Below are 24,551 nucleotides of genomic sequence, written 5' to 3'. Positions count from 1 at the left end.
TCACTCCTCGAAGGTATGGCCCGGCCCCAGCGGGGCGCCGTCGGCCAGCACGCAGGCGGCCACGCGGGACTTGTGGAAGGCGCGGTCGCCCCAGGAGGCGTCCAGCGCCCAGGCGCGCTTCATGAACATCTGCAGGTCGACTTCCCAGGTGTAACCCATGGCGCCGTGCACCTGGATGCCGTGGCGGGCCGACAGCCAGCCCGCCTCGGCGCAGGCCAGCTTGGCGTGGGAGACGTGCACCGCGGCGTCGCGGGCGCCGTTGGCCAGGGCGTGGGCGGCGCGATAGAGCACCGGCTTGGCGAACTCGATCTGGGTGGCGACGTCGGCCAGGTGGTGCTTGACCGCCTGGAAGCTGCCGATCGGCTTGCCGAACTGCTTGCGCTGGGCGACGTAGTCGACCGACAGGTCGAGCATGCGCTGGGCCAGGCCGAGGGCCTGGCCGGCCACCGCCAGGGCGCCGCGATCCAGGGTCTGCGCCCACAGCGCGCGGCCCTGCTCGCCTGCGGCCACGCGGGTCGCCGAAGTCGGCTCCCAGACCACCTGGCTTAGGCGGCGCGAGGCGTCGATGCTCGGCGTGGCGACCACGTCGACCAGCTGGCGCGGCACCAGGTGCACCTCGTCGCCGTGGGCGAGCAGAAGGTGGCTGGCCAGGTGGGCGTCGGCCACCAGCGGGTTGACCGGATGGCCGACGGCGACGCGGATGCTGCCGTCGGCGATCTGCGCCAGGGTCTCGTCGCGACCGGCGACATCGGCGCCCAGTGCGGTCAGCAGACCGGCTGCCACGTAGGCGGTGTCGGCCAGCGAATCGGGGATCGCGTAGTAGCCCAGCTCCTGGGTCATCAGCGACCAGGCGACGTCGTCCATGCCCAGGCCGCCGCAGGCTTCGGGAACCGACAGGGCGGTGAGGCCCTGCTCGGCGATCTTGGTGCGCAGCTCCGGGGAGCGGCCGGCGTCGGTTTCCCAGACGTCGCGCAGCATCTCGGGGGCCGCCTCGGTCATCAGGAAGCGGCTGATCGCCTCGCGGAAGGCGAGCTGATCGTCGTTGAAGGTGAAGTCCATGGCCCGCTCCTTACTTCGGCAGGCCGAGCATGCGCTCGGCGATGATGTTGCGCTGGATCTCGTTGGTGCCGGCGTAGATCGGCCCGGCCTGGGCGAACAGGAAGCCCTCCAGCCAGTAGTTGGCCTCGCCCTCCGCGTTCTCCAGCAGCTCGCCGCGCGCGCCGAGGATGCGCATCGCCGTCTCGTGCATGCGCAGGTCCAGTTCGGACCAGAAGATCTTGTTGGTGCTCGACTCGGCGCCGATGCGCGCGCCGCGCGCCAGGCGGCCGACCGTGTGGTAGGCGGACAGCGCGTAGGCCTCGGCGTCCATCCACGCCTGGCTGACCGCCTCGCGGATGCTTGGGTCGCGGTCGGCGCTGGCCTGGTTGGCGCGGTACAGCTCGACCAGCTTGCGCGCGGTGGCCTGGAAACGGGCCGGCGAGCGCAGCAGCAGGCCGCGCTCGAAGCCGGCGGTGGCCATGGCCACGTGCCAGCCCTGCCCTTCGGCGCCGATGCGGTTCTCCACCGGCACGCGCACGTCGTCGAAGAACACTTCGGCGAAGGCGTCCTTGCCGTTGAGCGCCTTGATCGGGCGGATGGTCACGCCGGGGGTGTCCAGCGGCACCAGCAGGAAGCTCAGGCCGTGGTGGCGGCTGGAGGCCGGGTCGCTGCGGAACAGGCCGAACAGCCAGTCGGCGAAGATCGCGCGGGTCGACCAGGTCTTCTGGCCGTTGAGCACGTAGTGGTCGCCGTCGCGGATCGCCTTGCTGGTGATCGCCGCCATGTCCGAGCCGGCGTTCGGCTCCGACCAGCCCTGCGCCCACATGTCGGCGCTGGCGGCCATGCGCGGCAGGAAGCGCTGCTTCTGCTCCTCGGTGCCGAACTCCATCAGGGTCGGGCCGAGCAGCAGCTGGCCGTTCTGGTTGACGCGCATCGGCGCGCCGGCGCCGTAGTACTCCTCCTCGAAGATCAGCCATTCGGTGAGGTCGCAGCCGCGTCCGCCCAGCTCGGCCGGCCACATCACCATGGACAGGCGGGCGTCGAACAGGCGGCTTTCCCATTCGCGGTGTTGTTCGAAGCCTTCACGGGTGTCGTAGCTGGCCAGTGGCTCGCGCGGCAGGTTGTCCGCCAGCCAGGCCCGCACCTCGGCGCGGAAGGCCTTCTGTTTGGGGGTATAGGCAAGATCCATGGTGCGTCCTCAGAACTTGGCGTCGCGCTTCTCGACGAAGGCCCGGCGGGTCTCCGCGGAGTCCGGGCTGGTGTAGGCCTGCAGGGTGAAACCCTGCTCCCAGCGGTACTTGTCTTCGAGGTTGCCGTCCTCGATGCCGTTGAGGGCTTCCTTGGCGATGCGGATCATCGCCGGGCTCTTGGCGGCGATCTTCGCGGCGATCTCCAGGGCGGCCTCGCGCAGCTCTTCCTTCGGTACCACGCGCTCGATAAAGCCGTAGCGCTCCGCGTCCCGAGCGCCGATCTTCTCGCCGGTGAAGAACAGGTAGCGGACCTTCTGCACCGGGAACAGGCGCTGCAGGTGGGCGCCGCCGCCCATGGCGCCGCGGTCGACTTCCGGCAGGGCGAAGGTGGCGCACTCGGCGGCGACCACGATGTCGGCCGCGCCGGTGATGCCGATGCCGCCGCCGAGCACGAAGCCGTGCACCGCGACGATCACCGGCACCGGGCTGCGGTGCACGGCGCGGAAGGTCTCGTAGTTGCCCTTGTTGACCGCGACGATGCGCTCGGGATGGGCGTCGAGCTCCTTGATGTCGACCCCGGCGCAGAAGCCGCGGCCCTCGGCGCGGATGACGATGACGCGCACCTCGGGATTGGCGCCCAGCTCGTCGATCGAGCGCGCCAGCGCCAGCCATTCCTGGCTGTCCAGCGCGTTGACCGGCGGCTTGGCGATCGTCAGTTCGGCAATGCCCGCCTCGATACGGGTAGTGAATGCCTGGCTCATTGTTGTTGGCTCCTGGTAGGCATGGCGGGGTTCAGGAGATGGCCGGCGCGGTCTTCGCCGCTGCCTGGCGGGCGCAGAGCGCGGCCAGGCAGCGCTCGGCCTCGGCGACCATCTCGTCGATCAGTTGCTGGCAGCTCTGCAGCTCGCCGATGGCGGCGGCCACCTGGCCGCTGGGCAGGATCCCCTCGTCGGGGTAACCGTCGACCATCGAGCGCTGCAGCAGCACCGGCTGGTTGGCGGCCATCACCGTCTGCGACACCGCGCCCGGGTCTTCCTTGAGCGCCTGGCGCAGCACGCCGAGCATGTGCGTGAGGCTCATGCCGGTCTGCTGCTTCCACTGCCAGGCGCTGCCCAGGGCGATGCGCAGGCGGCCGAACGGCCCGGCGCCTTCCAGGCGGTTGATGAACGGGTTGTCGATCATCCGGTGGCGCATGCCGTCCACCGCCAGGGTGACGCGGATGCGCTGCGGGTCGTTGACCGCCAGGTAGCGCTGCAGGGTCGCCTTGGGGGTGGGCGAATCGCTGGTCATCAGGAAGCGCGTACCCATGGCGATGCCGGCGGCGCCGGCGGCCAGCGCCGAGGCCAGGCCGCGGCCGGTGGAGTAGCCGCCGGCGGCGATCACCGGCACCTTGACCGCATCGAGCACCTGCGGCAGCAGGATGGTGGTCGGCACGCCGCCAGTGTGGCCGCCGCCCTCGCCGCCCTGGATGGTGATCAGGTCGGCGCCCAGCTCCACGGCCTTCTGCGCGTGCTTGAGCGCGCCGACGGTGGGGATGCACAGCACGCCGGCGGCCTTGAAGCGGGCGATGGTCTGCTTGTCCGGACCGCGGCCGTAGCTCACCGCGCGCAGGCGGTACTGGATCGCCAGATCCACGCACTGCGCCGCGTTTTCCTGGAACATGTGGAAGTTGAGGCCGAAGTTGCTACCGCCGGTGGCCTTGATCACCTTCTGGATCTCGCCTTCCAGCTCGGCGGCCGGGATGGTCGCCCCGGCGAGGAAGCCGAAACCGCCCGCGCGGGTGGTGGCGATCACCAGGTTGGCGTCGGCCACAAAGCCCATCGCGGTCTGCACGATCGGGTAGCGGCAGCCGAGCGCCTCGGTCAGCGGGGTCTGCAGCAGGGCACTCATGCGCTTTCCCCTTCGCTGGCGGCCTGCTTGTTGGCCTTGGCCATGGCCTTGGCGTCATAGCCGCCCAGCTTGTCGCCGGACAGCAGCTCGTTGTGCACGTGGGCGAAGTGGTGCCAGGCGAACACCGCGTCCATGGCGGTGCGCTTGCCGGCCAGGTCCTCGACGTGGTTGATCGCCTGCTTGGTCAGCGCCAGGCCCATGCGCGGCTGGCCGGCGATCCTCAAAGCCAGCGCGTAGGTGGTGGCGGCAAGCTCGTCGCGCGGCACCACGCGGTTGACCATGCCCACCTCATAGGCACGGCTGGCCGGCATGCGGTCGCCGCACATGAGGAATTCCTTGGCGATGCGCGGGTTCATCTCGTAGGGATGGGCGAAGTACTCCACTCCCGGAATGCCCATGCGCACCACCGGGTCCTGGAAGAAGGCGTCGTCGCTGGCCACGATCAGGTCGCAGACCCAGGCCAGCATCAGGCCGCCGGCGATGCAGGCGCCCTGCACCATGGCGATGGTCGGCTTGGGCAGCTCGCGCCAGCGCCGGCACATGCCGAGGTAAACCTCCTGCTCGCGGGCGTACAGGTACTCGCCGCCGGGCTTGTTGGTGTGGTCCCACCACAGGTGGGCACGCTCGAACGGCTTGTTGATGTCGCGTCCCGGCGTGCCGATGTCGTGGCCGGCGGAGAAGTGCTTGCCGGCGCCACACAGCACGATGACCTTGACCGCGTCGTCGTCCACGGCGCGGCGCAGGGCCGCGTCGAGGGCGTAGGTCATCTGCGAGTTCTGCGCGTTGTTGAACCCCGGACGGTTCATGGTCAGGGTGGCGATGCCATCGGCCACGCTGTAGAGCACCGGCTCGTCGGTCTCGTAGACCGAGGCATCGGCGCGGGTGACGAATTCGCTGTCGCTGCTCGGGACGCTCATGGTCGACTCCTCAGGCCGGGGTGGCGGCACGGATGCCGGGCGGATTGCCCTTGAGGGCGGAGGCACGCAGGTCGTGCGGGTCGAGGCGGCGGATGATCGCCAGCTGCTCGGCGGTCGGATGGGCGGTTTCGCCCATGTCGTCGGCCTTGAGCAGCGGGAAGCCGGTGTTGTCCTGCACTTCCTCGAAGGTCACGCCCGGATGCAGCGAGCGCACGCGCACCGCACGGTCGGGGCCTTCGAAGTCCATCACGCACAGGTCGGTGACCACGCGGCGGATGTCCATCAGGTCGCGGCGCACGCCCTGCTCCCAGCGCTCGGCCTTGAAGCCGACGCCGGAGACCATGTCCACCTCGCCGGCGACGAACACCCGCTTGTTGTGGCTGGGGATGAAGAACGAGTTGATGTGGTTGATGCTGTTGCCCGGCAGGCCGCGCACGCCGAGCATGGCGATCTTCGGCTGGCGGTAGTCGCCGACCGCGGACAGGTTGGTCTGGCCCCAGCGGTCGACCTGGGTCGGGCCGATCATCGCGTGGCGGCGGCCGCCCCACACGCACTCGAACACGCGCTCGAAGCTCATGCAGCCGGAGTACTTGGGCACGTAGTCGCCGCGCGGGCCGAGCGGGATCGGCTCCTCGACCAGGAACGCCTCGCTGTCGGTCATCAAGAGTTCCGGGCTGTGGGTGAGCTTGGCCAGGCTCGCGCCCAGGCGCGGGATCACGCCCAGGCCCGAGGCCAGCACCTCGCCGTTGCCGCGCCAGGCTTCCGAGGCGGCGACGATCAGCAGTTCGGCCAGGGTGAAATCACAGGTATCGGTCATCGCTCGTTCTCCTCAGAACACCGGCAGGGGCAGCTTGCCCAGGCGCTCGGCGCCGCCGTTCTTTTCCTGGTAGGCCGACTCGCTCACGTTCACGAACTCGTCGACGTAGGCCTGCCAGCCGCCCTCTTCCGCCGCGCTGGCGGCGTAGCGCTTGAAGTGGCTCATGTCCCAGCCATAGTCGGACGGGCAGGAGGTCGGGTGGGCGCCCAAGGGCGCGTGCACCACGCCGGTTACCAGGTAGCGCTCGAAGGTGTTGTTGCGCGCCTGCTCGGCGGTCAACGCGAAGCGCTCGTGCAGGCGCTCGCAGGACACGAAGCACTGCTGGGCGGCGCGGGCGAACAGGTGGTCGAAGTACGGGTCCGGGCCGGTCACCAGGGTGTTGCCCAGGCGGTCGGCGTCGTTGACGTGCAGGAAGGCCACGTCGAGGTTCAGCGCCGGCATGGCCAGCAGCACCTCGCCGTCGGCGTAGGGCGACTGCACGGTCTTCAGCTCCGGGCTGTGGGTCAGCACGTCGGTGGCCAGGCCACAGCGGGTCGGCAGGAACGGCAGGCGCATGCCGGCGGCGCGCAGGCCCCACTCGAACATGCCCTCGTCCAGCTCCATCAGCTCGGTGAGCTGGCCGGCCTCGCGGCACTTGCGGTACCAGGGCTCCAGCGGGATGGCGTCGAGGGTGGCGAAACCGAACACCAGCTTCTTCACCTTGCCGGCGGCGCACAGCATGCCGACCTCGGGACCGCCGTAGGCGACCACGGTGAGGTCCTTGACGTCCGAGCGGAGGATCTCGCGGACGATGGCCATCGGCTTGCGCCGCGGGCCCCAGCCGCCGAAGCCGACGGTCATGCCGTCGCGCAGTTGGGCGACCGCATCGGCCGCCGTCAGTTGCTTGTTCATCTATGTGCTCCTTATTGCCGGCCGGCGGAGAAGTCGTGGCCCCAGATGCTCACGCGGGTGAACTCGAAGGCGCTGTGTTCGGCCCAGTCGAGCTGCAGGCCGCCGTAGCCGTACTCCAGGTCGAAGCCCGAGGGGGTCTTCATGTAGAAACTGGTCATGCGGTCGTTGAGGTGCTGGCCGAGGGTCGCCGACAGCGCCACCCCGTGCGCCTGCATGCGGTCGTGGGCGCGGCCCACCTCGGTCATCGAGTCGACCTCGACCATCACGTGCACGCAGCCGCTCGGCACCGGGTACTCGGCCAGCGCCAGGCTGTGGTGGCGGGCGTTGGCGCAGTGCAGGAAGTGGATGCGGGTCGCCGGGGCGCTGGGGTCCGGGCGGAAGTTGAAGATGTCGGAGACCTCGAAGCCGAGCACCTCGGTGGCAAAAGCCAGGGTGGCGTCGAAGTTCGGCGCCGGCAGCACGGTGTGACCGAGGCCCATGGCGCCGGTGACGAAGCGCGGCACGCCCTGCGGCGAGACGAACGGCAGGCAGTCGGAGCGATGGCCCCAGCTCAGCTCGTGCCGGTTGCCCGCCGGATCGACGACGATGGCCAGCGCCTGCACGCCGCGCTGCTCGATCTCCTCGGCGCTGCCGGCCTGCCACTTGACGCCCTTGGCCTCGAGGTGCGCGATGGCGTTGCGGAACGCCGCCCCATTGGCCAGCTCCCAGCCCGAGGCCAGGTAGCGCGGCGCATCGCCCTCGACCACCAGCATGCGGAACGGCCGCTCGTCCATCTTCACGTACAGGCCGCCGCCCGGCGCGGGGCTGGTCGGCATGCCCAGCACGTCCTCGGCGTAGCACTGCCAGTCGCCGAGATTGCCGACCTGGGCAACGAAATAACTCAATCCACGGATGTCGATCATGCCCCTGCTCCTGAAAGGTCGTTTCATGACTTGGAGCGATTCTGAGCAGGCCACGCCAGGGACTCATCGTCCGTTGAGACTAAGCAAAGGGAGGTGGCGTAGCCCTGCGCCGACAGGCGACGCCATGTGGCCGAGTCGAGTGGCAAGCAGGAGTAAAAGGTGCCGGCGAGGTCGGCTGCCGGGCGCTCGCCGAATAGGCGGATCCGCAGGTGCTGTTTGCGGGACTGGAGGACCACGGACCTTCCGCGCCCTGCCCGACTTTCTCCGCGACTGCCGGCACAGACGCGCCATCGGCCGCGCCTTCCTCAAGCGTCTGGACAGCCGCCTGCGGGTCGAAGCTCTAGTCCATTTCGAGGATTACCGCCGCAGGACCGGCTTGCACACTTGGCCCTCTATTCAAGCGCACCCGCACCGGCGGCACCGCGAGCGCCTGGGCCCCGCTTCGGGCGTCCGCGGATTCGAATGGCTTGTTGGGGCGAATTCATGCGCCAGGACACCCCGCCAAGGCAGACCACCCGGAGGCCCCTATCAATACCGACTCCCGCTATATCGTCTGGCTGCTCGACTTCCTGCAGGGCCAGGGCATCGACAGCGCGCAGCTGGCGCGCCGGCACCGGCTCGACGGCAAGGCCCTGCTGCAGCCCGATACCCTGATCAGCGCCGAGCTGCACCGCGCGCTGCTGCTCGATGCGCTGCAACTGAGCGGCAATGGCGGCCTCGGCCTGCAACTGGGCATCCAGCGCTCGCTGGCCACCCTCGACCAGCTCGGCTACCTGATGATGAGCAGCAGCACGCTGCGCGAGGCGAGCGAGATCGGCCTGCGCTACCAGAACTATCCGGGGCGCTTCTCCGGACGCTCGATCGTCACCGCGTTCAGCGAGATCGAGGGCCAGGGGTGCTACCAGGTCCACGTCCAGGACGACCTCGGCCCGCTGCGCCTGCTCGCCGTGGAGGACGTGCTGGGCAGCATCGTCGCAACCGCCCGCTGGGTGCTGGGTCGCCCGCTGCCGGTCACCCGCCTGCGCTGCGACTTCCCCGCGCCCGCGCACGCCGAGCAGTACCGCGCGGTGTTCGGCTGCCCGATCCAGTTCGATGCCCCGACCATCCAGCTGTTCTTCGACGCCGCCATCCTCGACCAGCCCCTGCCCCACGCCAGCCCGCAGAGCGCCGCCCTCTACGCCGGCCTGTGCGAGCGGCGCAGCATCGAGCGCAACCAGGGCGACGTGGCCTGGCGGCTGTCGCAGATGATCGTCGCCAACCCGGCCGAGCCGCCGGACCTGGCCGCGGCGGCCAGCGCCCTGCACTGCAGCCCGCGCACCCTGAGCCGCAAGCTGCTCGCCCAGGGCTGGCAGTACCAGCAACTGGTCGACCAGGTGCGCGAGATCCATGCCCGGCGGGCGCTCAGCGATCCGACCCAGAGCATCACCCGCATCGCCCAGCAGCTCGGCTACGCCGACAACTCGGGCTTCTTCCGCGCCTTCAAGAAGTGGACCGGGCTCTCGCCCAGCGCCTTCCGCGAGCGGCTGCTCGGCTGAGCGCCGGTTAGTGTAGGGGCGAATTTATTCGCCAAGCAGACCAGAGGTCTGCCATTGACGATTCGGGGGCTGCTTCGCACCCCTTGGCGAATAAATTCGCCCCTACAGGGACTGTGACCAGACCCCGCGCGGCGACTGGCCCGCCCTGCCCCCCAGGATGGCCTGATCGGCCATCGAACTGACCGCATCGGCAATGCCCGCACCGGCCCCCGGCTCTAGCATCGATCCCACGACAAGAGCCACCCCGCCACCACCGGAGCACCGCCATGCAAAGAACCGAGGGCATCAACGCCCAACTGCTCGAGAAGTTCGCCCCCAACCCCGGCGCCCGCCCGCTGCTGCCCGAACTGAGCGCCAAGGCGCAGGTCGCGCTGATGTGCCGGATGCTCAGGCGCGAGGGCTGGGACGACCATATCGCCGGGCATATCACCGTGCGCCAGAGCGACGGCACGATCCTCACCAACCCCTGGGAGCTGGCCTGGGACGAGCTGCGCGCCAGCGACATCGTCACCCTCGACCGCCACGGCAAGGTCCTCGACAGCGACTGGAACGTCACCCCGGCGCTCGGACTGCACCTGCAGCTGCACGAGCTGCGTCCCGACGCCAACGTGGTGATCCACAACCACGCCCGGTGGAGCGGCATCTGGGCCGACCTGCAGCAGGTGCCGCCGGTCTTTGATCAGTCCGGTGCCTACTGCGGCGTCGAGCTGCCGCTGTACGACGACTACGCCGGCACCTTCGAGAAGCAGCAGGTCAGCCTGTCCGCCGCCGAGGCGCTGGGCGATGCCAAGTGGGCGCTCTTGGCCAACCATGGCGCGTTGGTGGTCGGCCGCGACCTGCGTCAGGCCCACCTGCGGGTGGTAACCCTGGAATGGCGCTGCCGCCGCGCCTACGAGGTCAAGCTGGCCGGCGGCGGTCGCCCGCTGGCCGACGAGGTGGTCGAACGCCTGGCGATGGCCGACGCCAACGGCTTCCCCTTCCTCTGGGAAGCGATGGCCCGCCGCGAACTGCGCAACGACCCGTCCGTCCTCGAATAACGACAATAAGGAGAGCAACCATGGGCCTCATCGTCACCCCCCTGAACAACGTCGGCGTCGAAGTCTCCGGCTTCGACATCAACGGCCCCTACAGCGAGGCGCTGCAGGCCGAGCTGAAGGCGCTGTGGTACGAGCACGCTATCCTGCTGTTCCGCGACCAGCAGATCACCCCGGAGAGCCAGATCCGCTTCAGCTGCCTGTTCGGCAAGCTGGAGATGCACCCGCTCAAGGTCACCACCTCGGATGAGTACCCGGAACTCTTCGTGCTGGAGAACAGCGGCGCCAAGGACAGGTTCACCACCGCCTTCTACCACGGCGAGGAGATCGTCGGCCGGCTCGACTGGCACATCGACCTGCACTACACCGGCCGCCCCAACCACGGCGCCGTGCTGACCGCCGTGGAAGTCGCCCGCGAAGACGGCATGACCGGCTTCGGCGACCTGGCCAAGGCCTACGACGCCCTCGACGACCAGACCAAGACGCTGCTGGAGAAGCTGGAGGTGGCCTACTCGTTCAGCATGCAGCGCCGCCATATGCGCTACGTCGACCTGGACGGCTACGTGCCGGGCCCCGGCCTACCGAAGAAGCCCGCGGATATCGGCTTCCCGGACTTCGCCGATGCGGTCTACCCGGCGGTGCTCACCCATCCGGTCAGCGGCCGCAAGGTGCTCGGCGTGGTCGAGCAGTTCCTCGACCGCATCATCACCCCGCAGCGCTTCGGTCTGTGCAACGACGAAGCCATCGAACTGCTCGAACGCCTGGTGGCGCATACCCGCAAGCCGGAATTCCACTACTTCCACCAGTGGCGCCAGGGCGACATGGTCCTCTGGGACAACTGGCGCGCCATGCACTGCACCACCGGCACCAAACCGGGCGTACGCCGGGTGATCAACCGCACCACCATCGAGGGGGATCGGATGCTGGGTCGGGTGTTGAGTAGGGAATAAATCGCCGCGCATGGCTTGATGGCTGAAAACGACCGGGACTGCGACGAGCGTCCCGGTTGTTTTATTTGTGGATGGCAAGGTAGGCTCGGGGCATCCGAACGGCTTGTGCAAAGGGAGTTGCTGCCGTGATGTATCCCCTTCTCTACCCTCCTGTATCTCCTCGAAAGCTGCAGCGCAGAGCGGTAGCGGGAAAACACTGCTGCGGTTTATCCACCACGCCCGTTCAGGGTGTTATTCACCATTTGGTGTCTAATAACAGTTAGAGGCTCTATTGGTCATGGCATGGGCTTGCAAAGAAAAAATAATAACTGCACTTATAATGCTTGCCTCTGGTTCGGTTTTTGCTTTATCGCAAGCGGAATATGCCGAGAGCAGTATTGAGCGCTGGGGAAAGGATGAGCACACCATGAGCGCAAGGTTTGCTCAATTGCTTAAGGAGGCTGAGCAGGAACCTGGCCAAGACGGCACAGAAGCCCTTAAGAACTTGCAGGAGGCAAAGGTACACTGGGAAGAGTTCAGGCGCACATTCTGCCTTTCAATGAGTGAAACGTATGGTGGTGAGTGGGAAAGCGCAAATGAGTCTGACTGCCGTAACCGGCTGGCGAAATCCTTTACGGAAGATATGAACCAATATGGCTACTGAACTGTTATGCAGTGCTTGCCACTATACAAATTCCCTCTAAAAACTGGCTCAAGCCACTCGCTTCGCCAGCTCGGGACTGCGTTCTGCAGCCCTTAACCAAGCGTTAGGCAAGAGGTTCTCGCCATGAGCAAATCCAAACCCACGCAGTCGGTGCGAATGCGGATCCTTGTAGTGGACCCACCCTCCGGTGTTCGATTCGCAGTGCAACGCGGCAGGTCGGACCTGCTTGAGCCGTTGGCGAATCAGCGAGAGATCATTCAGTTCGAGTTCTCGCTTCGCCTGGGTTCGCCGCTGCCGGACGGCTCAGTCAACTTCGTGGGGGAGTTTGCGCAAGGCCCCTCCTCGGACCGCTTCGTTTACATCAACTCCGGCACCCTTGCAGGACAGGCGGACTCACCCTGGACGCGCCGAGCCAAGCTGAAGCTGGCCGCCATTCCCCTTCAAGTCATCGAGTCCGCGCTCTCTACCGCTGAGGGAGTCATCGAGGCCCGCGTCCTTGGCACGATGGACGATGGCGGTCCAGTGTGCGCCTCGGTGAAGCCGCATGCGGTCGTGTGGAGCGCCGTGCCCCATCTCGCCTGACCCTTCCATCCACCGGATGTCCCACGGGCTTCGCTCACGGGACGCCAGTCAATATCGAGCGTTAGCCCCTATGAATATGCGCGCCACCGTCTCTGCAGTCCTTACCGCCCTCTTGTTTGCCGGAGAATGCATGGCCGATTCAGGCCTTGCATTGTCTGGGCGCTTTGAATATCGCACCGATCCGACAAGCCTCGAAATGCTTGGCGGGCTGGTATGTTTCTATCCGTCCGCTGAGTCCGCCCAATTACTGCCGCGCGCACAAACCGATAAGCGCTTGGCCTGGTTCTGCTTCACGAACGATATGGAGTCCAAGAAACTATTGGATATTCCTCGAGAAGCGAAAGAAGGCAGCTGTGGCTATAGGGGCGAAGCTGCTGTGCAAGTCACGAAATACACGCCCCATGCTGGGGAGGGAGATGGCTTCGATACCGCCATTCTTCAGGCCGTCAGTAATATTTCCCAGCCAAGGACGTTGCCGTGCGAATAACATGGGGCGGCTAAAAATTCGGGCGCGGCGAGAGCGCCTGTCTGACGCGAATGCGCTTCGAGGCGGCGAATGTCTTCGACGCGCTGCCGCCACCGCGCGGCCCGAAGGATGTCTATCTGCTGAGCGCCGTGCTGCACGGTTTCGACGACGAGGCGTGTGTTCGTGCGCTTGAGAACAATGTCCAACCCAATCGCTCGCGCCCGCTCGCGCTCAGCGACCGGCTCAACTCAAACGGTAGCCCGCATAAGATGCCTATCACTCCTGAACTATCGATCCCGGACGTAATCGCCCTCCTGTCCCAGTGTAAATTGCCCGTAGAAGACATCTCATCTTCGTCACCGCCTCAGTTCTTCGGTGTCCGGGATAATGGGGCCTTGGTGGCCGTTATCGGTCTGGAAATCCATTCGCCGGTTGGGTTGCTACGTTCGCTGGCGGTTGCCCCTGCCTTCCGTGGTCGCTGTCTCTGTGCGGAACTGGTTGCTTACGCCGAATCCTTTGCGGTCGCCCGGGGAGTTGAGGAGTTGTTTCTTCTCACCACGACGGCAGAGCGGTTCTTTGCGAAGCTGGGTTACCGGCAGGCATCTCGCAGCACCGCGCCGACCGCCATCAAAGCCACGCCGCAGTTCACGGGCCTTTGTCCGGCTTCTGCGGCTTTCCTCTCCAAGAGCCTCGTCGGTGCGGGCTTATTCCCCATAAGTGGGTGAGTAAAGGCCTTCCGGTCGCCGGCCTTCATCTCACCCCCGCACCTCCCGCCTGATCCGGCTGCCATCCCCTGTGACCAGCGCTGCAAGAGCCAGAGCACCGAGAACAAACCGGGCATCGAGATGGCCTGCCCGGCCGATCCCTGGGTGGCCTGCAGGTCGGCGGCAATCGGGGTCAGCAGGCTGACCGGCAGGAATTCGGAGGCGATCAGCATCGCCACGCAAAGCGCCGTGGAGCCCACGGCGCCGCCATCACCGGCAGACTTTGCGCGTAGAGAAGCTGGCCGCCTCGGTGAAGATGAGCCCCTCGACCTTCCACCAGTACTTCAAGCAGATCACCGCGATGAGCCCGCTGCAGTACCAGAAGTGGCTGCGCCTGGGCGGGGCGCGCCGGCTGATGCTGTCGGAGAACCAGGACGTATCGAGCTCGGCCGCCTTCGCCGTCGGCTACGAGAGCCCCTCCCAGTTCAGCCGCGAGTACGGCCGAATGTTCGGCGCATCGCCCAAGCGGGATATCGAGGAACTCAGGCGCGTTGCCAGCCAGGTTGCCCAGGCAGGCGCATAAAGCCGATTTTCCGGTTTGTAGGGGCGAATTCATTCGCCTTGGTGGGCCATGCTGGCGAATGAATTCGCCCCTACAAGGGATTGACCGGGTTCTCGGGTGGATGCCTCCACCCCATCTGTTTTTTCCGTGGGTGGCGCGGTAGGCTCAAGGGCACCCGATCAGCGGTTGCAAAGGGAGTTGGTGCTGTGGTGTGTCACATCCTTTACCCCTCAAGCTTCTCCGGAAGCCGCAGCGCAGAGCGGTCGCGAGAAGTCGCTGCTGCAGTTTAGCCACCAAGCCTGGCAAGGTGTGATATGCCATTTGGCGCCTAATAATAGCTTGAGGAAAACATGGAACGTAACCCGATACTACTTGGGCTAGGCGCAGCGGCAATTGCACTTCTGATTGTTAAGCTCCTCAAGGCTACCCTGGGCAACCACCTTGCAGGATTCGTGCTGGAAACTATCTATAACCTTCCATGGTTAGCAGGCGGCTTCGTCACTGGTTACAAGTCTAAGCTTTTCCCACTCAAAAATGCTGCTGTCGCCGGTGCGTTTTATGGGTCTATTTTCTGCCTCCTCGGCATCATTCTGGTTTCAACTCAAACCTATGGAGTACAAGAGAAAATTTCACAGCTGGGCATCGCAGCTATAGTCATTCTAAAATTTTCTTTCATGTTCTCCCTGGCGTCCGCTCTCGGGCATTTACAAAAATTAAAGCGGGCGTTTCTCTGACAATGCAGCTCAACTGCTGCGCACTTTGTTCGTTGGGCAGCAAAAAAGCTACGCTTTGGTCTGCCTGCCAGTTTAAACGTTAGGAAATGAGAGGCCCCTCTATGGCATTCGACATGTATGCTGGTGCGCGCCATGAGGCAATCCAGAGCCATGAGGAATACCTTTTTGCGTTTTCAGCGGAGGCTATCACTGACTTCCCGCAACTCAACGCAATTCGGGCAAAGTTTTACTCAGACTTCACCTTGGGTCCCGAGCAATCTAGCGAATTGACTCACGAGATTCTGACTCTGCATGAACGTTACGAAAACCAAGGCGGAAAAGCGTTTTCCGCTACCGCACTACGGCTTGCTCAGTTTTTTAGCTACTCCTAACGCAATAAAATCTCCATACGGTGCTCCGGTGACTGAAATTTCCAACATACGGTTCAAGCCGTTCGCTTTATTCACGGGGACGCGCGCATGCAGCGTCCGCCCTTTAACTTAAGCACTATAAATCTCAGGAAACATCGCATTGGATGCACTTGAACTTGAAACGATAGTTAGCAGAATCGACGGATACGTTGACGCGCTATCGTCAATCACCCAATGCTTTCGGCGCTATCGCGCATGTGCACGCACTGCAAAGCTAGACATTACAAGAATTGACGAATCAGTGGCAGATCTATTTTCTGGCTACTCTAGTGGCTTTGCGGAAGACTTCCCCGATCTAGATGTTCCAGTTTACTCATTCAGCAAGGCGGTTTCTGTAAAAAACTGGGTGCGTCGCATGCATGACGAGTTAGAGAAGGTCTTGCTTCCCAATGAATACAAAGAATCCATAGCAGAACAGGAGGCACTAAAGGCAATAAATTACAACCTCGCCTGGCAAGTAATGGAAATGATCCGGATGGCCAGTAATGATTTTGAGGCTGAGGAAGTTTTCAAATTGAGCTATAAGACATCGGACTCCAGAAACGGCTTGCTCTTCGTTATCCCTACGCGTCTAGAATGCCTGACGCTGAGTTTTGAAGCTGAGGAGGATGTATAGCAATGCGCTCAACTATCTCTCACTTCGTTTGCTGGGCACTCAAAATGCTACACTCTTGACCGCTCGGTAGATAATCGTTAGGAGGATTCTCATCATGCGCTTCATCTTCATCATTCTGTTTTTCGTCGCCCAACCCCTCTGGGCTGAACCTGCCGGTACAGCAGCTCATATTGAGGTCAACTCCCTGCTGGATCGGCTCCAGTCGTCGGGATGCCAGTTCTATCGGAACGGCTCTTGGCACACGGCGTCGGAAGCCAAGGAGCATTTACTTGGCAAGCTTGAATACCTCGAAAAAAGAGGTTCCTTGAAAAACGCCGAGCAGTTTATCGATCTGGCTGCGTCAAAGAGCAGTGTCAGTGGCAAGCCCTACAAAGTCATGTGCGGCAATTCTGCGCCTGTAGAGAGCAAGGCGTGGCTTACCCAGGAACTTCAGGAAATGCGCGCTGGCAGTAAAAATAAGGTCCCTGGCTCGAAATGATATTTTTGGTTGGGCTAATTCCTCTTTTCTGCGGCCCTTCCACCCAACCACGGCCGTAAGGTGCTCGCCGAGGTCAGGTGGCTGAAAGCGGCTGCGCAGCGTGGCGACTGACCCGTCCATCGAGTCGTTGAGCCGTTTGCCTGCCGCGCCTGTCGAACGTTGGGGGCCGAGGTGTTTCGTCTCGAAGGCGAGCGGATCACCGGGCCTTTCGGCTGGGTCGACCAGCCTCGCGGCCGTTCGGTCGCAGACAGTGCGGGTGGCAGGCCGTCGGCCTCTGGCGGTGAATCCGCGGAGGTTGGTTCAGACTCAACCGGCTGTCACCCATTCGCTCTCCCTCGCGGAGAGAGGAGGTTTGAAATGTCCTACGTTGACGGGTTTGTCCTCGCCGTGCCCACGGCGAACAAGGAAACCTACAGAAAACATGCAGAGGCCGCCGCTGAAGTGTTCAAGGAATACGGCGCGCTCAACGTGGTCGAGTGCTGGGGCGACGATGTGCCCGAGGGCAAGGTGACGTCCTTCCCCATGGCGGTGAAGTGCGCGCCGGGTGAAACGGTGGTGTTTTCCTGGATCGTCTGGCCTTCGCGTGCCGTACGCGACCAGGGCATGGATAAGGCCATGGCCGATCCGCGCCTGCAGCCCGACCAGAATCCGATGCCGTTCGACGGCCAGCGTCTGATCTACGGCGGCTTCGAGACGATCATCGATCTGTAGACGCCGCGGCGAGTTGGCCTCGGGGTCTTGCGCAGGCTCCCATCCCCTCGGCAGGGACGCCGACGCGCCCAGCCAGTTCAGCAGGCGGGCTCTGCCTTGCCGGGCGGATGCTCGATCATCCAGTGCCGCGCAATCTCTTCGCGCCGGCAGATCCACACCTTGTCGTGGCTCTGGACGTAATCGAGAAAGCGCGCCAGCGCCATTGCGCGGGCGGGATGGCCGCTGATGCGGCCGTGCAGGCCGACGCTCATCATCTTCGGCCGCTGCGCGCCCTCCTCCCAGAGCAGGTCGAAGGCGTCCTTGAGCAGGCGGAAGAAGTCCTCGCCGCTGGAAAAGCCGTTGGGCAGCAGATAGCGGAAGTCGTTGTTGACCAGGGTGTAGGGAATCACCAACTGCGCCGGCGCGCCGGGCAGCCAGTACGGCAGGTCGTCGTTGTAGGCGTCGGAGCTGTAAAGGAAGCCGCCGGCCTCCTGCAGCAGGCGCCGGGTGTTGGGGCTGACCCGGCCGGTGTACCAGCCGACCGGACGCTTGCCGCAGATTCGCCCGATGGCCTCGACGGTCAGCTGGATATGGCGGCGCTCCTCGTCCTCGCCGATGTGGTGGTAGTCCAGCCAGCGATAGCCATGCCCGGCGACTTCGTGGCCGGCGGCGGCCAGCGCCTGGCCGATCTCGGGAGCGAGCTCCAGCGCGTGGCCGACGGCGAAGGCGGTCAGCGGCAGGCCGCGGGCGGCGAACAGCTCGAGGATGCGCCACACGCCGGCGCGCGAGCCGTACTCGTACATGCTCTCGACGCTCGGGTCGCGCTCGCCGGGCCGGGCCGGGCGGTCCGGCAGCTCGTGCAGATAGGCCTCGGACTGGGCATCGCCATTGAGGATGGAGGATTCGGCGCCCTCCTCGACGTTCAGCACGAACTGCACGGCGATGCGCGCTTCGCCCGGCCAGTGCGGATGGGGCGGGCGGCCGGCGTAGCCGGTGAGATCGCGCTTGGCCATCAGCCCAGCTCGAGGGTGGTGACGCCGAACACCCGCTCCTGCGCGACCGTCGGCGCGGGCCCCAGGTACATGCGCGCGCAGCCGAACACCTCGGTCATGCCATGGCGCCGCACCATCGCCATGGCGGCCGGGTTGTTCTCCGGGGCGTCGATAAACAGCGGACCGCCGGCGGCGAAGGTCGCCAGGTGCGCGTAGAGGACCTCGGCGGCCTGGGTGTCGTCGGCGAACAGCGGGCCGAGCTTGCAACCTTCCTGGCAGCGTCGCACGACGCCATAGCCGCGCAGCTCGCCGTCCCGCAGACAGCCGAGGGCAAGTCCCTCCGGCTGGGCAATCCAAGTGCTGAGGAAGTTCGCGCGCGCGGCGGGGAAGCAGGTGCGGTCGTAGGCGAGCAATTGCTCGAACGGCAGGTGGGCCAGCTGGACCACCACCTCGTTGCCGAGCGCAGGCGCCGCCGGCTGCTGGGGAATATCGGCGCGGAAGCGCAGGTTGCGGTGGGAGAGCACGAAGCCGCCCCTGGCGTAGTAGTCCTGCATGGTGAACACGCCGTCCATGCCGATGCTCGCCCCTGGGCGCAGCCGGGCGAGCAGGCGGTCGCGGCGCGCCAGCCAGAGGGTGTTGCCGAGGCCATGGCCGCGATACTCGGGGCGGACGATGAAGAAGCCCATGAAGCCGAACTCGCCGGCGTAGGAGGTAATGGCGCCGCCGCCGATCAGCTCGCCGTCCAGCTCGGCGGCGACGAAGGCCTGTGGATCGGTGGCCCAGAACAGCTCGGCATCGTGCCGGCCGGGGTTCCAGCCCTCCGCCGCCGCCCAGCCGACCAGTTGGTCCAGCTCGGGTCGGGTCATTTGGCGTATGACAAGCTCATTGGACATCACGCAGTTCTCCCTGGGTTGCGGGCCCCGCGGCTAGCTCGAAGGATGGCTGCGGTCGGCGAGGCGTGGCCATTCTATGCGGGCACCCGACGAACGCCCAGATCACCGCCGCCTGCTGCATGACGGTGAGCGACCGGGCCTCGCCCGGTCACATCCCTCGGATAGTGGCGCGACAGGGCGGCCCGTTTTCCATCCTCCTCGTTAGAGGAAGAGCGTCTTCGAAAAGATCCCCATGGCTGCCGTAGCGGCATTGTCCATCGCCGCGGGCTGACGAGCGGCACGAACCCGCGAGGGATTCGGGAAAGGAAGAGCGCGCGGCAATCCCAGCCTTGGCGTTCGGATACGCCAGACGATCAGGGCTCGGAAAAGCCGGGAGGTGCAGTCGACCCAGCGAACATCTGTTTGTAAGCAGCGCCAGGTAGCCTACGACTAAAGCCACATTGCAGAGAGGTGCGCACCGTGAAAACGCTGTTCCTGGTTCGCCATGGTCAGTCGAGTTGGGACGATGTCAGGCTGGCCGACAGCGAGCGGCCCCTGACCGACAAGGGCAAGAACGACGCGGCGAAGATGGGCCGGCGCCTGGCCGAATCCGACGTGGCCGTCGATGCGCTGGTTTCCAGCCCCGCGCAGCGGGCGCTGGCCACCGCGAATGCCATCGCCAAGAGGCTCGAGTTCAAGCGCAGGCATATCGTGCAGGATCAGCGGCTGTACACCGGACAGGTGGATGACCTGCTGCAGCTGCTGCAGGAGACGGACGACGAGCACAAGCGGCTGATGCTGGTCGGCCACAATCCGCTGCTCTCGGAACTGGTATTGTGCCTTTCCAGCAAGGACGTCAACCTGCCGACCTGTGCGGTGGCCGTGCTCAGATTCGATACCAAGTCGTGGATGAAAATCGGCCGGAAGAAGCTCGAGAAGGTGGCGATCAAGTATTCGTAAGGACTGCTCGGTCCGCTCAGGGGGATTCGAGTTGGCCTGTAATCCTGGCCCTCCCCCGGGCCGTCTTGCGTGATGGTGCCTTTATCTCCTTTGCCTGGCCGACTATCTTTTCCACTCGCGGAGAAGGTAAGGAGCATTCATATACGTGACGGTCGTGGAGTTTTCACAAGCCCCAATATTCGCGGGCTTTGACTCCTTCTCTTTGAGCCAGGCGCACAGAAGTCTCGCGAAGACTCGGCGAAATTTTCCGGAATGTTTTTAGTCGAAAAGATTCTTGCCGGCGAAAGTATCACGTTTTCTTTTTGACGAATGGCAATCTACGCTCTGGGTAACTTGCAGTAGCGGAGTTGTGGATTAGATGAGCTAAAATTTATCTCCTTTTTCTGTGCATGTCGTTCCTGGCATGTTCGAGCGCGAGCGCCCCAAAAGTCATACGCAAGCCCGTGACTGGCTATTCGCAAATATCTGCCGGGTTCTTGTTCCGTTATGGAGCCGACCGCTCTGCGTGCCTGCAAGAGACTATTCGATGAGTGAGGGTGAGGAAGTGAAGACGCTTGGTTTCTATTCGCTACGGCTTTTCATCGTGTCGCTCCTCGGATTGCTCGCGGGGTGCCCGAATCCCAACGGGACGGCGACCATAAGGTATGAGCAGCTCGGCGCCTGCAACGGCTACAAGGAGGGCAACAACGTGGTGAGCGCCGGCCCTGAAGCGGCCTACGTCATCTTCAGGGTCAATAATCTCGACAATCGCAGCGGCAAGGTCGATTTTCCCTACGACCCGGCGAAGCTCTGCTCGACTGCATTCAACCCGTCCGCCTGTGTTTCCACCAGCCTGAGTCTGGCGCAAAAAATCGGTGCATTGGCGACGACAGCAACCACGATACCGGCGGGAAAGGATCTCCCGCACAACGGTTTCGCCGTCATCGTCGTCCCGACGGGAAGTTCGCCAGACCCACAAGTGGAAGCCAACAAGGTGAACTATTTGCTTAGTTATGCGTCGAGCTCCAGCGAGCCCGGCGTCTTGTTGGACAAGCAGAACGCCAAAACCCAATATCAAGGCGTGCAAGATTGCCTGACCAAGGTTTGGTGAGTTGACGGGTGACTGGCGCCGCCGGTCAGGCCGGCGTGGCCGCACTGTTCTCCTCGTGGATACGCAGCACCGTTTCCAGCTCCCCGCGCACCAGTGGGTCCGCGCAGTCGGGCAGCGCCTCCTGCAGCTTGCGGATCACCCAGCGCTGGCCGCGATCGATGAACGCCAGGCGTTCGTGCAGGTCGTCGATGGCCATCGCCCGCGCGTAGAACTCGCCGGTCTGCCGGTTCGGCTCCAGGCCCAGGTGCTGCATGCAGGCCAGCAGGCGCCGACAGCTCTCCCCCTCGCCGGCCAGGATCTGTTCCAGCAGCGGCCGCAAGGCCGGGTCCCGGCATTCGCGCAGGCTCGCCGACGCCACCTGGACGCCGGCACGTTCGGCACTGAGCAGGGTTTGCAGCAGTTCTTCGAGCGATACGGACATGGTTCGAACTCCTGTAGGTGCGGGATATCCAGCGACATCCCGGGCGGGGTGGACGGTTCCAGTGTCACGCCTGGCGATGTATTTTGATAACGAATATTTATGCGCTTTCGAATCAATTTTATTGCACTAAAAGAAGACGAGCGCCTCCAACCGAGAAGCGCGCCAGCCACGCTGGACGCAAGGTGGCGGCACCGCCGAGGGGGCTGTGATCGAACACTGCGGCATGAGGGGTGAGCGACAGGCAAGGTGCATTGCGGGATATTTAAATCAAAAATAATGCACTTTAAATTCATTATTATTAGTTTGTTGAATATCTTGGTGCACGCCAGACTATTGCCGCCTTGCCAACGCCCCATTTCGGGGCAAGAAACCAAAACCTTGCGTGCATCTGGAACATCCATGACAACAGCATTCGTTCCCGACTCCGAAGCCACCTACAACTACAGGGTCGTCCGCCAGTTCGCGCTGACGACCCTGTTCTGGGGGGTATTCGGCATGGCCATGGGCGTCGTCATCGCCGCCCAGCTGGTCTGGCCCGAACTGAACCTCGGCCTGCCCTGGACCAGCTTCGGTCGGATACGGCCGATCCACACCAACCTGGTGATCTTCGCCTTCGGCGGCGGCGCCCTGTTCGCCACGTCCTTCTATGTGGTGCAACGCACCAGCCGGGCGCGGCTGATCTCCGATCGCGTGGCCAGCTTCGTGTTCTGGGGCTGGCAGGCCGCAGTGGTGGCCATCCTGTTCAGCTATCCGCTGGGCTTCACCACCTCCAAGGAATACGCCGAGATGGAGTGGCCCATCGCCCTGTGGGTGACCATCGTCTGGATCGCCTACGCCTGGCTGTTCTTCGGCACCATCGCCCGGCGCACGGTGCGCCACATCTACGTCGGCAACTGGTTCTACGGCGCGTTCATCATCGTCACGGCGATGGTCCACATCGTGAACCACGCGGTCATCCCGGTGGGCCTGCTCAAGTCCTACCCGCTGTACTCGGGAGCCACCGACGCGATGATCCAGTGGTGGTACGGCCACAGCGTGGTGGGCTTCATCCTCTCGGTGGGGTTCCTCGGCATGATGTACTACTTCGTGCCCAAGCAGGCCGGGCGGCCGATCTATTCCTACCGCCTGTCCATCGTGCACTTCTGGGCGATCATCTCGCTGTACATCTGGGCCGGCCCGCACCACCTGCACTACACCGCCCTGCCCGACTGGGCGCAGTCGCTCGGCATGGTGATGTCGGTGATCCTGCTGGCACCGTCCTGGGGCGGCATGATCAACGGCATGATGACCCTCTCCGGTGCCTGGCACAAACTGCGCGACGACCCCATCCTGCGCTTCCTAGTGGTGTCGCTGGCCTTCTACGGCATGTCCACCTTCGAGGGGCCGATGATGGCGATCAAGACCGTCAACGCCCTCTCCCACTACACCGACTGGACCGTCGGCCACGTGCACGCCGGCGCACTGGGCTGGGTGGCGATGATCAGCATCGGCACGCTCTACCACATGATTCCGCGCCTGTACGGGCGCGAACGGATGCACAGCATTGCGCTGATCAACGCGCACTTCTGGATGGCGACCATCGGCACCGTGCTGTACATCGCCGCCATGTGGGTCAACGGCATCTCCCAGGGCCTGATGTGGCGCGCGGTCAACGCCGACGGCACCCTCACCTACTCCTTCGTCGAGGCGCTGGAAGCCAGCCATGCCGGCTATGTGGTGCGCCTGATCGGCGGCGGCGTCTTCGCCAGCGGCATGCTGCTGATGGCGTGGAACGTCTGGCGTACCGTAAGTAGCGGCGAGCGGGTGGCGCCGCGCATCCCTGCCGCAGTCGCGCACTGAGGAGCACCGCCATGCTGATGCTGACCTGCCTCACCCTGCTGAGCCTGTTTGGCCTGTACCGCAGCCTGAAAGGCCATTCCGCCGAGGAGTTGGACGCTGCCGCGCACCTGCCCTTCGCCGACGATCCCCAGGCCATGTGGCGCCTGGCCGCTGCCGAGTCGCGCCGGCTGGTCGCCTGAGGGTCAGCCGCCAACCGAGAGTTCCATGCCATGGATGGCGCCCCGTCCCACGAGGACACTCCTCGAGCCTGCCGCTACTCGCGCGGGCTCGTTTTTTTTCGCCAGCCTATCCCCTGCCCGTCACGCCCCTCAGTCCGCCACAAACAAAAAAGACCGCCCGACGCATGCGCCCCGGGCGGCCAAAGGGTGACACTTCGCAGGGGCCTTACATGTACAGCACGACCAGGTCGTTGATCACCGCCGGGCGTTCGCTGCCGACCACGTGGATGTTCAGCTCCAGGGTCAGCTGGGTGCCGCGCTTGCCGATCTCCACGGCCTTGACCCGGCCGCGGGAATGGATGCGCGATCCGGCCGGCACCGGGCTGGGGAAGCGCAGGCGGTCGGAGCCGTAGTTGACCATATTGGTGAAGCCGACGATCTCGTGCTCGAACGGCACCTTGAGGCGCGACATCAGCACCTGGACCAGCGCGCCGTGAGCGATGGTGCCGCCGAACGGGCCCTGCTTGCGGGCGCGTTCCGGGTCGGTGTGGATCCAGTAGTCGTCGCCGGACAGCCTGGCGAACTCGTCGATCAGCGCCTGGTCGACGACGATCTGGTTGCTCCACGCGGTGAACTCGTCGCTGACCAGCGCGTGCAGGGCCTCGGCGTCGTCGACGCGGATCTGCCGGCGCGGCGCCTGCTCCTCGACCTGCTCCACGGCCTGCGGCGCGTCGAAGCGGCGCGGAGCCACGTCCTTGTCGATGCCGGTGAAGCGCAGCAGGGTGTCGCCCTCGCGGTTCACAGTGTCGAACACCGGCTTGAGGCGCATGCCGATCTTGATCTCGCCCTCCTCCAGGCCGATCAGGGTGGTATTGATCCGCACGCCCTCGTCCAGCTCGACCACAGCGAGTTTCTGCGGCGCCTCGTCGGCGAAGTCCGGCAGGGTCGGGATGCGCGCCACGGTGAAGCTGTACAGCGTGCCGCTGCCGGAAACGTCCTGCCATTTCAGGTCGTGGGAGTAGCAGCGGTCGCAGTGGCGACGCGGGTAGAAGATCCAGTGGCCGCAGGCCTGGCACTGCGGCAGGGTCAGGCGCTGTTCCTTGAGGCCAGCCCAGAACGGTGCCGAGATTTCCGTCGGCGCGGGCATCGGTTTGTTGGTCGACATCTCGC

General features: G+C 64.7%; 28 protein-coding genes and 2 pseudogenes. 17 read left to right on the top strand and 13 right to left on the bottom strand.

Annotated features, from left to right (window positions below; all coding sequences use genetic code 11):
• The 8 genes from LMJ29_RS09735 to LMJ29_RS09700 are packed head-to-tail and all read right to left on the bottom strand — an operon-like array spanning window position 1 to window position 7,645.
• Window positions 1-1,059, bottom strand: a complete 1,059-nt coding sequence (locus LMJ29_RS09735) for an acyl-CoA dehydrogenase family protein (protein ID WP_229605326.1) — start codon at window positions 1,057-1,059, stop codon at window positions 1-3.
• Between the two features lie 10 nt (window positions 1,060-1,069).
• Window positions 1,070-2,227 (bottom strand): acyl-CoA dehydrogenase family protein, encoded by a 1,158-nt coding sequence (locus LMJ29_RS09730; RefSeq protein WP_229605325.1) that lies wholly within the window; start codon window positions 2,225-2,227, stop codon window positions 1,070-1,072.
• Window positions 2,228-2,236: 9 nt separating this feature from the next.
• Complete coding sequence (locus LMJ29_RS09725; protein ID WP_229605324.1) at window positions 2,237-2,989, bottom strand: enoyl-CoA hydratase family protein; 753 nt, start codon at window positions 2,987-2,989, stop codon at window positions 2,237-2,239.
• Window positions 2,990-3,020: 31 nt separating this feature from the next.
• Window positions 3,021-4,118: an NAD(P)H-dependent flavin oxidoreductase gene (locus tag LMJ29_RS09720; protein ID WP_229605323.1), complete on the bottom strand. Its 1,098-nt coding sequence runs from the start codon at window positions 4,116-4,118 to the stop codon at window positions 3,021-3,023.
• A complete protein-coding gene (locus tag LMJ29_RS09715) occupies window positions 4,115-5,035 on the bottom strand; it encodes an enoyl-CoA hydratase (protein ID WP_229605322.1) in 921 nt (306 codons plus the stop codon). The genes LMJ29_RS09720 and LMJ29_RS09715 overlap by 4 nt, the downstream gene beginning before the upstream one ends.
• A 10-nt stretch (window positions 5,036-5,045) precedes the next feature.
• Window positions 5,046-5,852 carry a CoA-transferase subunit beta gene (locus LMJ29_RS09710; RefSeq protein ID WP_229605321.1) on the bottom strand — a complete coding sequence of 269 codons (807 nt, stop codon included), beginning with the start codon at window positions 5,850-5,852 and terminating at the stop codon, window positions 5,046-5,048.
• Window positions 5,853-5,864: 12 nt separating this feature from the next.
• Complete coding sequence (locus LMJ29_RS09705) at window positions 5,865-6,743, bottom strand: CoA transferase subunit A (protein ID WP_229605320.1); 879 nt, start codon at window positions 6,741-6,743, stop codon at window positions 5,865-5,867.
• Window positions 6,744-6,754: 11 nt separating this feature from the next.
• The gene (locus LMJ29_RS09700) at window positions 6,755-7,645 is read right to left on the bottom strand and encodes a VOC family protein (protein WP_229605319.1); all 891 of its coding nucleotides are present in this window, start codon (window positions 7,643-7,645) and stop codon (window positions 6,755-6,757) included.
• 467 nt (window positions 7,646-8,112) lie between these two features.
• Between LMJ29_RS09700 and LMJ29_RS09695 the strand changes: the two genes are divergently transcribed.
• The 7 genes from LMJ29_RS09695 to arsN2 all read left to right on the top strand — a co-directional run bounded on the left by LMJ29_RS09695 (window position 8,113) and on the right by arsN2 (window position 13,580).
• Window positions 8,113-9,180: an AraC family transcriptional regulator gene (locus tag LMJ29_RS09695; RefSeq protein ID WP_229605318.1), complete on the top strand. Its 1,068-nt coding sequence runs from the start codon at window positions 8,113-8,115 to the stop codon at window positions 9,178-9,180.
• 266 nt (window positions 9,181-9,446) lie between these two features.
• Window positions 9,447-10,217, top strand: coding sequence for a class II aldolase/adducin family protein (locus LMJ29_RS09690; RefSeq protein ID WP_229605317.1), 771 nt, complete (start codon window positions 9,447-9,449; stop codon window positions 10,215-10,217).
• A gap of 20 nt (window positions 10,218-10,237) precedes the next feature.
• A complete protein-coding gene (locus tag LMJ29_RS09685; protein WP_229605316.1) occupies window positions 10,238-11,164 on the top strand; it encodes a TauD/TfdA dioxygenase family protein in 927 nt (308 codons plus the stop codon).
• A gap of 277 nt (window positions 11,165-11,441) precedes the next feature.
• Window positions 11,442-11,807 carry a lysozyme inhibitor LprI family protein gene (locus LMJ29_RS09680; protein WP_229605315.1) on the top strand — a complete coding sequence of 122 codons (366 nt, stop codon included), beginning with the start codon at window positions 11,442-11,444 and terminating at the stop codon, window positions 11,805-11,807.
• Window positions 11,808-11,930: 123 nt separating this feature from the next.
• Window positions 11,931-12,389, top strand: coding sequence for a DUF5990 family protein (locus LMJ29_RS09675; protein ID WP_229605314.1), 459 nt, complete (start codon window positions 11,931-11,933; stop codon window positions 12,387-12,389).
• A 70-nt stretch (window positions 12,390-12,459) separates the two neighbouring features.
• Entirely contained in the window at window positions 12,460-12,876 is a 417-nt protein-coding gene (locus LMJ29_RS09670) for a hypothetical protein (protein ID WP_229605313.1), read from the top strand.
• A 50-nt stretch (window positions 12,877-12,926) separates the two neighbouring features.
• Window positions 12,927-13,580, top strand: a complete 654-nt coding sequence (gene arsN2 / locus LMJ29_RS09665) for an arsenic resistance N-acetyltransferase ArsN2 (RefSeq protein WP_229605312.1) — start codon at window positions 12,927-12,929, stop codon at window positions 13,578-13,580.
• Window positions 13,581-13,672: 92 nt separating this feature from the next.
• On the opposite strand, the pseudogene LMJ29_RS09660 reads toward arsN2, so the two are convergent.
• A pseudogene (locus LMJ29_RS09660) lies at window positions 13,673-13,792 on the bottom strand (MFS transporter); the annotation flags it as partial.
• 50 nt (window positions 13,793-13,842) lie between these two features.
• Between LMJ29_RS09660 and LMJ29_RS09655 the strand changes: the two are divergent.
• The 6 genes and pseudogenes from LMJ29_RS09655 to LMJ29_RS09630 form a co-directional block, all read left to right on the top strand.
• Window positions 13,843-14,142, top strand: a pseudogene (locus LMJ29_RS09655) (helix-turn-helix domain-containing protein); the annotation flags it as partial.
• A gap of 329 nt (window positions 14,143-14,471) precedes the next feature.
• Complete coding sequence (locus LMJ29_RS09650; RefSeq protein ID WP_229605311.1) at window positions 14,472-14,855, top strand: hypothetical protein; 384 nt, start codon at window positions 14,472-14,474, stop codon at window positions 14,853-14,855.
• Between the two features lie 101 nt (window positions 14,856-14,956).
• Window positions 14,957-15,226, top strand: a complete 270-nt coding sequence (locus LMJ29_RS09645) for a hypothetical protein (protein WP_229605310.1) — start codon at window positions 14,957-14,959, stop codon at window positions 15,224-15,226.
• Window positions 15,227-15,365: 139 nt separating this feature from the next.
• On the top strand, window positions 15,366-15,881 hold the full coding sequence (locus LMJ29_RS09640; RefSeq protein WP_229605309.1) for a hypothetical protein: 516 nt from the start codon (window positions 15,366-15,368) through the stop codon (window positions 15,879-15,881).
• A 94-nt stretch (window positions 15,882-15,975) separates the two neighbouring features.
• Window positions 15,976-16,359, top strand: coding sequence for a YfeK family protein (locus tag LMJ29_RS09635; RefSeq protein ID WP_229605308.1), 384 nt, complete (start codon window positions 15,976-15,978; stop codon window positions 16,357-16,359).
• 357 nt (window positions 16,360-16,716) lie between these two features.
• Window positions 16,717-17,070 (top strand): DUF1428 domain-containing protein, encoded by a 354-nt coding sequence (locus LMJ29_RS09630; protein WP_229605307.1) that lies wholly within the window; start codon window positions 16,717-16,719, stop codon window positions 17,068-17,070.
• Between the two features lie 77 nt (window positions 17,071-17,147).
• Here LMJ29_RS09630 and puuE read toward each other — a convergent pair whose 3' ends face one another.
• Both puuE and LMJ29_RS09620 read right to left on the bottom strand, forming a co-directional pair.
• Entirely contained in the window at window positions 17,148-18,062 is a 915-nt protein-coding gene (gene puuE, locus LMJ29_RS09625) for an allantoinase PuuE (protein WP_229605306.1), read from the bottom strand.
• Window positions 18,062-18,934 carry a GNAT family N-acetyltransferase gene (locus LMJ29_RS09620; protein ID WP_229605305.1) on the bottom strand — a complete coding sequence of 291 codons (873 nt, stop codon included), beginning with the start codon at window positions 18,932-18,934 and terminating at the stop codon, window positions 18,062-18,064. The genes puuE and LMJ29_RS09620 overlap by 1 nt, the downstream gene beginning before the upstream one ends.
• A 459-nt stretch (window positions 18,935-19,393) precedes the next feature.
• Between LMJ29_RS09620 and sixA the strand changes: the two genes are divergently transcribed.
• Window positions 19,394-19,873 carry a phosphohistidine phosphatase SixA gene (sixA, locus tag LMJ29_RS09615; RefSeq protein WP_229605304.1) on the top strand — a complete coding sequence of 160 codons (480 nt, stop codon included), beginning with the start codon at window positions 19,394-19,396 and terminating at the stop codon, window positions 19,871-19,873.
• Between the two features lie 526 nt (window positions 19,874-20,399).
• Entirely contained in the window at window positions 20,400-20,963 is a 564-nt protein-coding gene (locus LMJ29_RS09610; RefSeq protein ID WP_229605303.1) for a hypothetical protein, read from the top strand.
• A 25-nt stretch (window positions 20,964-20,988) separates the two neighbouring features.
• Here the strand turns inward: LMJ29_RS09610 and LMJ29_RS09605 are convergent, their stop codons facing one another.
• The gene (locus tag LMJ29_RS09605) at window positions 20,989-21,384 is read right to left on the bottom strand and encodes a DUF6306 domain-containing protein (protein WP_229605302.1); all 396 of its coding nucleotides are present in this window, start codon (window positions 21,382-21,384) and stop codon (window positions 20,989-20,991) included.
• A 399-nt stretch (window positions 21,385-21,783) separates the two neighbouring features.
• Here LMJ29_RS09605 and ccoN point away from each other — a divergent pair, with 399 nt between their 5' ends.
• Together ccoN and LMJ29_RS09595 are read left to right on the top strand one after the other, a co-directional pair.
• Window positions 21,784-23,223, top strand: a complete 1,440-nt coding sequence (gene ccoN / locus LMJ29_RS09600) for a cytochrome-c oxidase, cbb3-type subunit I (RefSeq protein WP_229605301.1) — start codon at window positions 21,784-21,786, stop codon at window positions 23,221-23,223.
• An 11-nt stretch (window positions 23,224-23,234) separates the two neighbouring features.
• Window positions 23,235-23,402 carry a hypothetical protein gene (locus LMJ29_RS09595; protein WP_229605300.1) on the top strand — a complete coding sequence of 56 codons (168 nt, stop codon included), beginning with the start codon at window positions 23,235-23,237 and terminating at the stop codon, window positions 23,400-23,402.
• Window positions 23,403-23,607: 205 nt separating this feature from the next.
• Here the strand turns inward: LMJ29_RS09595 and LMJ29_RS09590 are convergent, their stop codons facing one another.
• Window positions 23,608-24,546, bottom strand: a complete 939-nt coding sequence (locus LMJ29_RS09590; protein ID WP_229605299.1) for a bifunctional OB-fold nucleic acid binding domain-containing protein/MaoC family dehydratase — start codon at window positions 24,544-24,546, stop codon at window positions 23,608-23,610.
• Window positions 24,547-24,551 lie beyond the last annotated feature (5 nt).

Source organism: Pseudomonas oryzagri (assembly GCF_020831405.1).
Lineage (GTDB): Bacteria > Pseudomonadota > Gammaproteobacteria > Pseudomonadales > Pseudomonadaceae > Geopseudomonas > Geopseudomonas oryzagri.
The sequence above is the reverse complement of the archived record's forward strand: the minus strand, read 5'-3'. Positions and strand labels throughout refer to the sequence as shown.

Excerpts from the sequence above, each read along its gene's own strand:
- LMJ29_RS09630 (WP_229605307.1), top strand. The coding sequence starts at position 16,717 with ATGTCCTACGTTGACGGGTTTGTCCTCGCCGTGCCCACGGCGAACAAG.
- LMJ29_RS09720 (WP_229605323.1), bottom strand. The coding sequence starts at position 4,118 with ATGAGTGCCCTGCTGCAGACCCCGCTGACCGAGGCGCTCGGCTGCCGC.
- LMJ29_RS09635 (WP_229605308.1), top strand. The coding sequence starts at position 15,976 with ATGCGCTTCATCTTCATCATTCTGTTTTTCGTCGCCCAACCCCTCTGG.
- LMJ29_RS09715 (WP_229605322.1), bottom strand. The coding sequence starts at position 5,035 with ATGAGCGTCCCGAGCAGCGACAGCGAATTCGTCACCCGCGCCGATGCC.
- LMJ29_RS09670 (WP_229605313.1), top strand. The coding sequence starts at position 12,460 with ATGAATATGCGCGCCACCGTCTCTGCAGTCCTTACCGCCCTCTTGTTT.
- LMJ29_RS09725 (WP_229605324.1), bottom strand. The coding sequence starts at position 2,989 with ATGAGCCAGGCATTCACTACCCGTATCGAGGCGGGCATTGCCGAACTG.
- LMJ29_RS09705 (WP_229605320.1), bottom strand. The coding sequence starts at position 6,743 with ATGAACAAGCAACTGACGGCGGCCGATGCGGTCGCCCAACTGCGCGAC.
- arsN2 (WP_229605312.1), top strand. The coding sequence starts at position 12,927 with ATGCGCTTCGAGGCGGCGAATGTCTTCGACGCGCTGCCGCCACCGCGC.
- LMJ29_RS09735 (WP_229605326.1), bottom strand. The coding sequence starts at position 1,059 with ATGGACTTCACCTTCAACGACGATCAGCTCGCCTTCCGCGAGGCGATC.
- LMJ29_RS09605 (WP_229605302.1), bottom strand. The coding sequence starts at position 21,384 with ATGTCCGTATCGCTCGAAGAACTGCTGCAAACCCTGCTCAGTGCCGAA.
- LMJ29_RS09700 (WP_229605319.1), bottom strand. The coding sequence starts at position 7,645 with ATGATCGACATCCGTGGATTGAGTTATTTCGTTGCCCAGGTCGGCAAT.
- puuE (WP_229605306.1), bottom strand. The coding sequence starts at position 18,062 with ATGGCCAAGCGCGATCTCACCGGCTACGCCGGCCGCCCGCCCCATCCG.
- LMJ29_RS09650 (WP_229605311.1), top strand. The coding sequence starts at position 14,472 with ATGGAACGTAACCCGATACTACTTGGGCTAGGCGCAGCGGCAATTGCA.
- ccoN (WP_229605301.1), top strand. The coding sequence starts at position 21,784 with ATGACAACAGCATTCGTTCCCGACTCCGAAGCCACCTACAACTACAGG.
- LMJ29_RS09645 (WP_229605310.1), top strand. The coding sequence starts at position 14,957 with ATGGCATTCGACATGTATGCTGGTGCGCGCCATGAGGCAATCCAGAGC.
- LMJ29_RS09590 (WP_229605299.1), bottom strand. The coding sequence starts at position 24,546 with ATGTCGACCAACAAACCGATGCCCGCGCCGACGGAAATCTCGGCACCG.
- LMJ29_RS09685 (WP_229605316.1), top strand. The coding sequence starts at position 10,238 with ATGGGCCTCATCGTCACCCCCCTGAACAACGTCGGCGTCGAAGTCTCC.
- LMJ29_RS09690 (WP_229605317.1), top strand. The coding sequence starts at position 9,447 with ATGCAAAGAACCGAGGGCATCAACGCCCAACTGCTCGAGAAGTTCGCC.
- LMJ29_RS09680 (WP_229605315.1), top strand. The coding sequence starts at position 11,442 with ATGGCATGGGCTTGCAAAGAAAAAATAATAACTGCACTTATAATGCTT.
- LMJ29_RS09620 (WP_229605305.1), bottom strand. The coding sequence starts at position 18,934 with ATGTCCAATGAGCTTGTCATACGCCAAATGACCCGACCCGAGCTGGAC.
- LMJ29_RS09710 (WP_229605321.1), bottom strand. The coding sequence starts at position 5,852 with ATGACCGATACCTGTGATTTCACCCTGGCCGAACTGCTGATCGTCGCC.
- LMJ29_RS09595 (WP_229605300.1), top strand. The coding sequence starts at position 23,235 with ATGCTGATGCTGACCTGCCTCACCCTGCTGAGCCTGTTTGGCCTGTAC.
- LMJ29_RS09610 (WP_229605303.1), top strand. The coding sequence starts at position 20,400 with ATGAGTGAGGGTGAGGAAGTGAAGACGCTTGGTTTCTATTCGCTACGG.
- LMJ29_RS09675 (WP_229605314.1), top strand. The coding sequence starts at position 11,931 with ATGAGCAAATCCAAACCCACGCAGTCGGTGCGAATGCGGATCCTTGTA.
- LMJ29_RS09730 (WP_229605325.1), bottom strand. The coding sequence starts at position 2,227 with ATGGATCTTGCCTATACCCCCAAACAGAAGGCCTTCCGCGCCGAGGTG.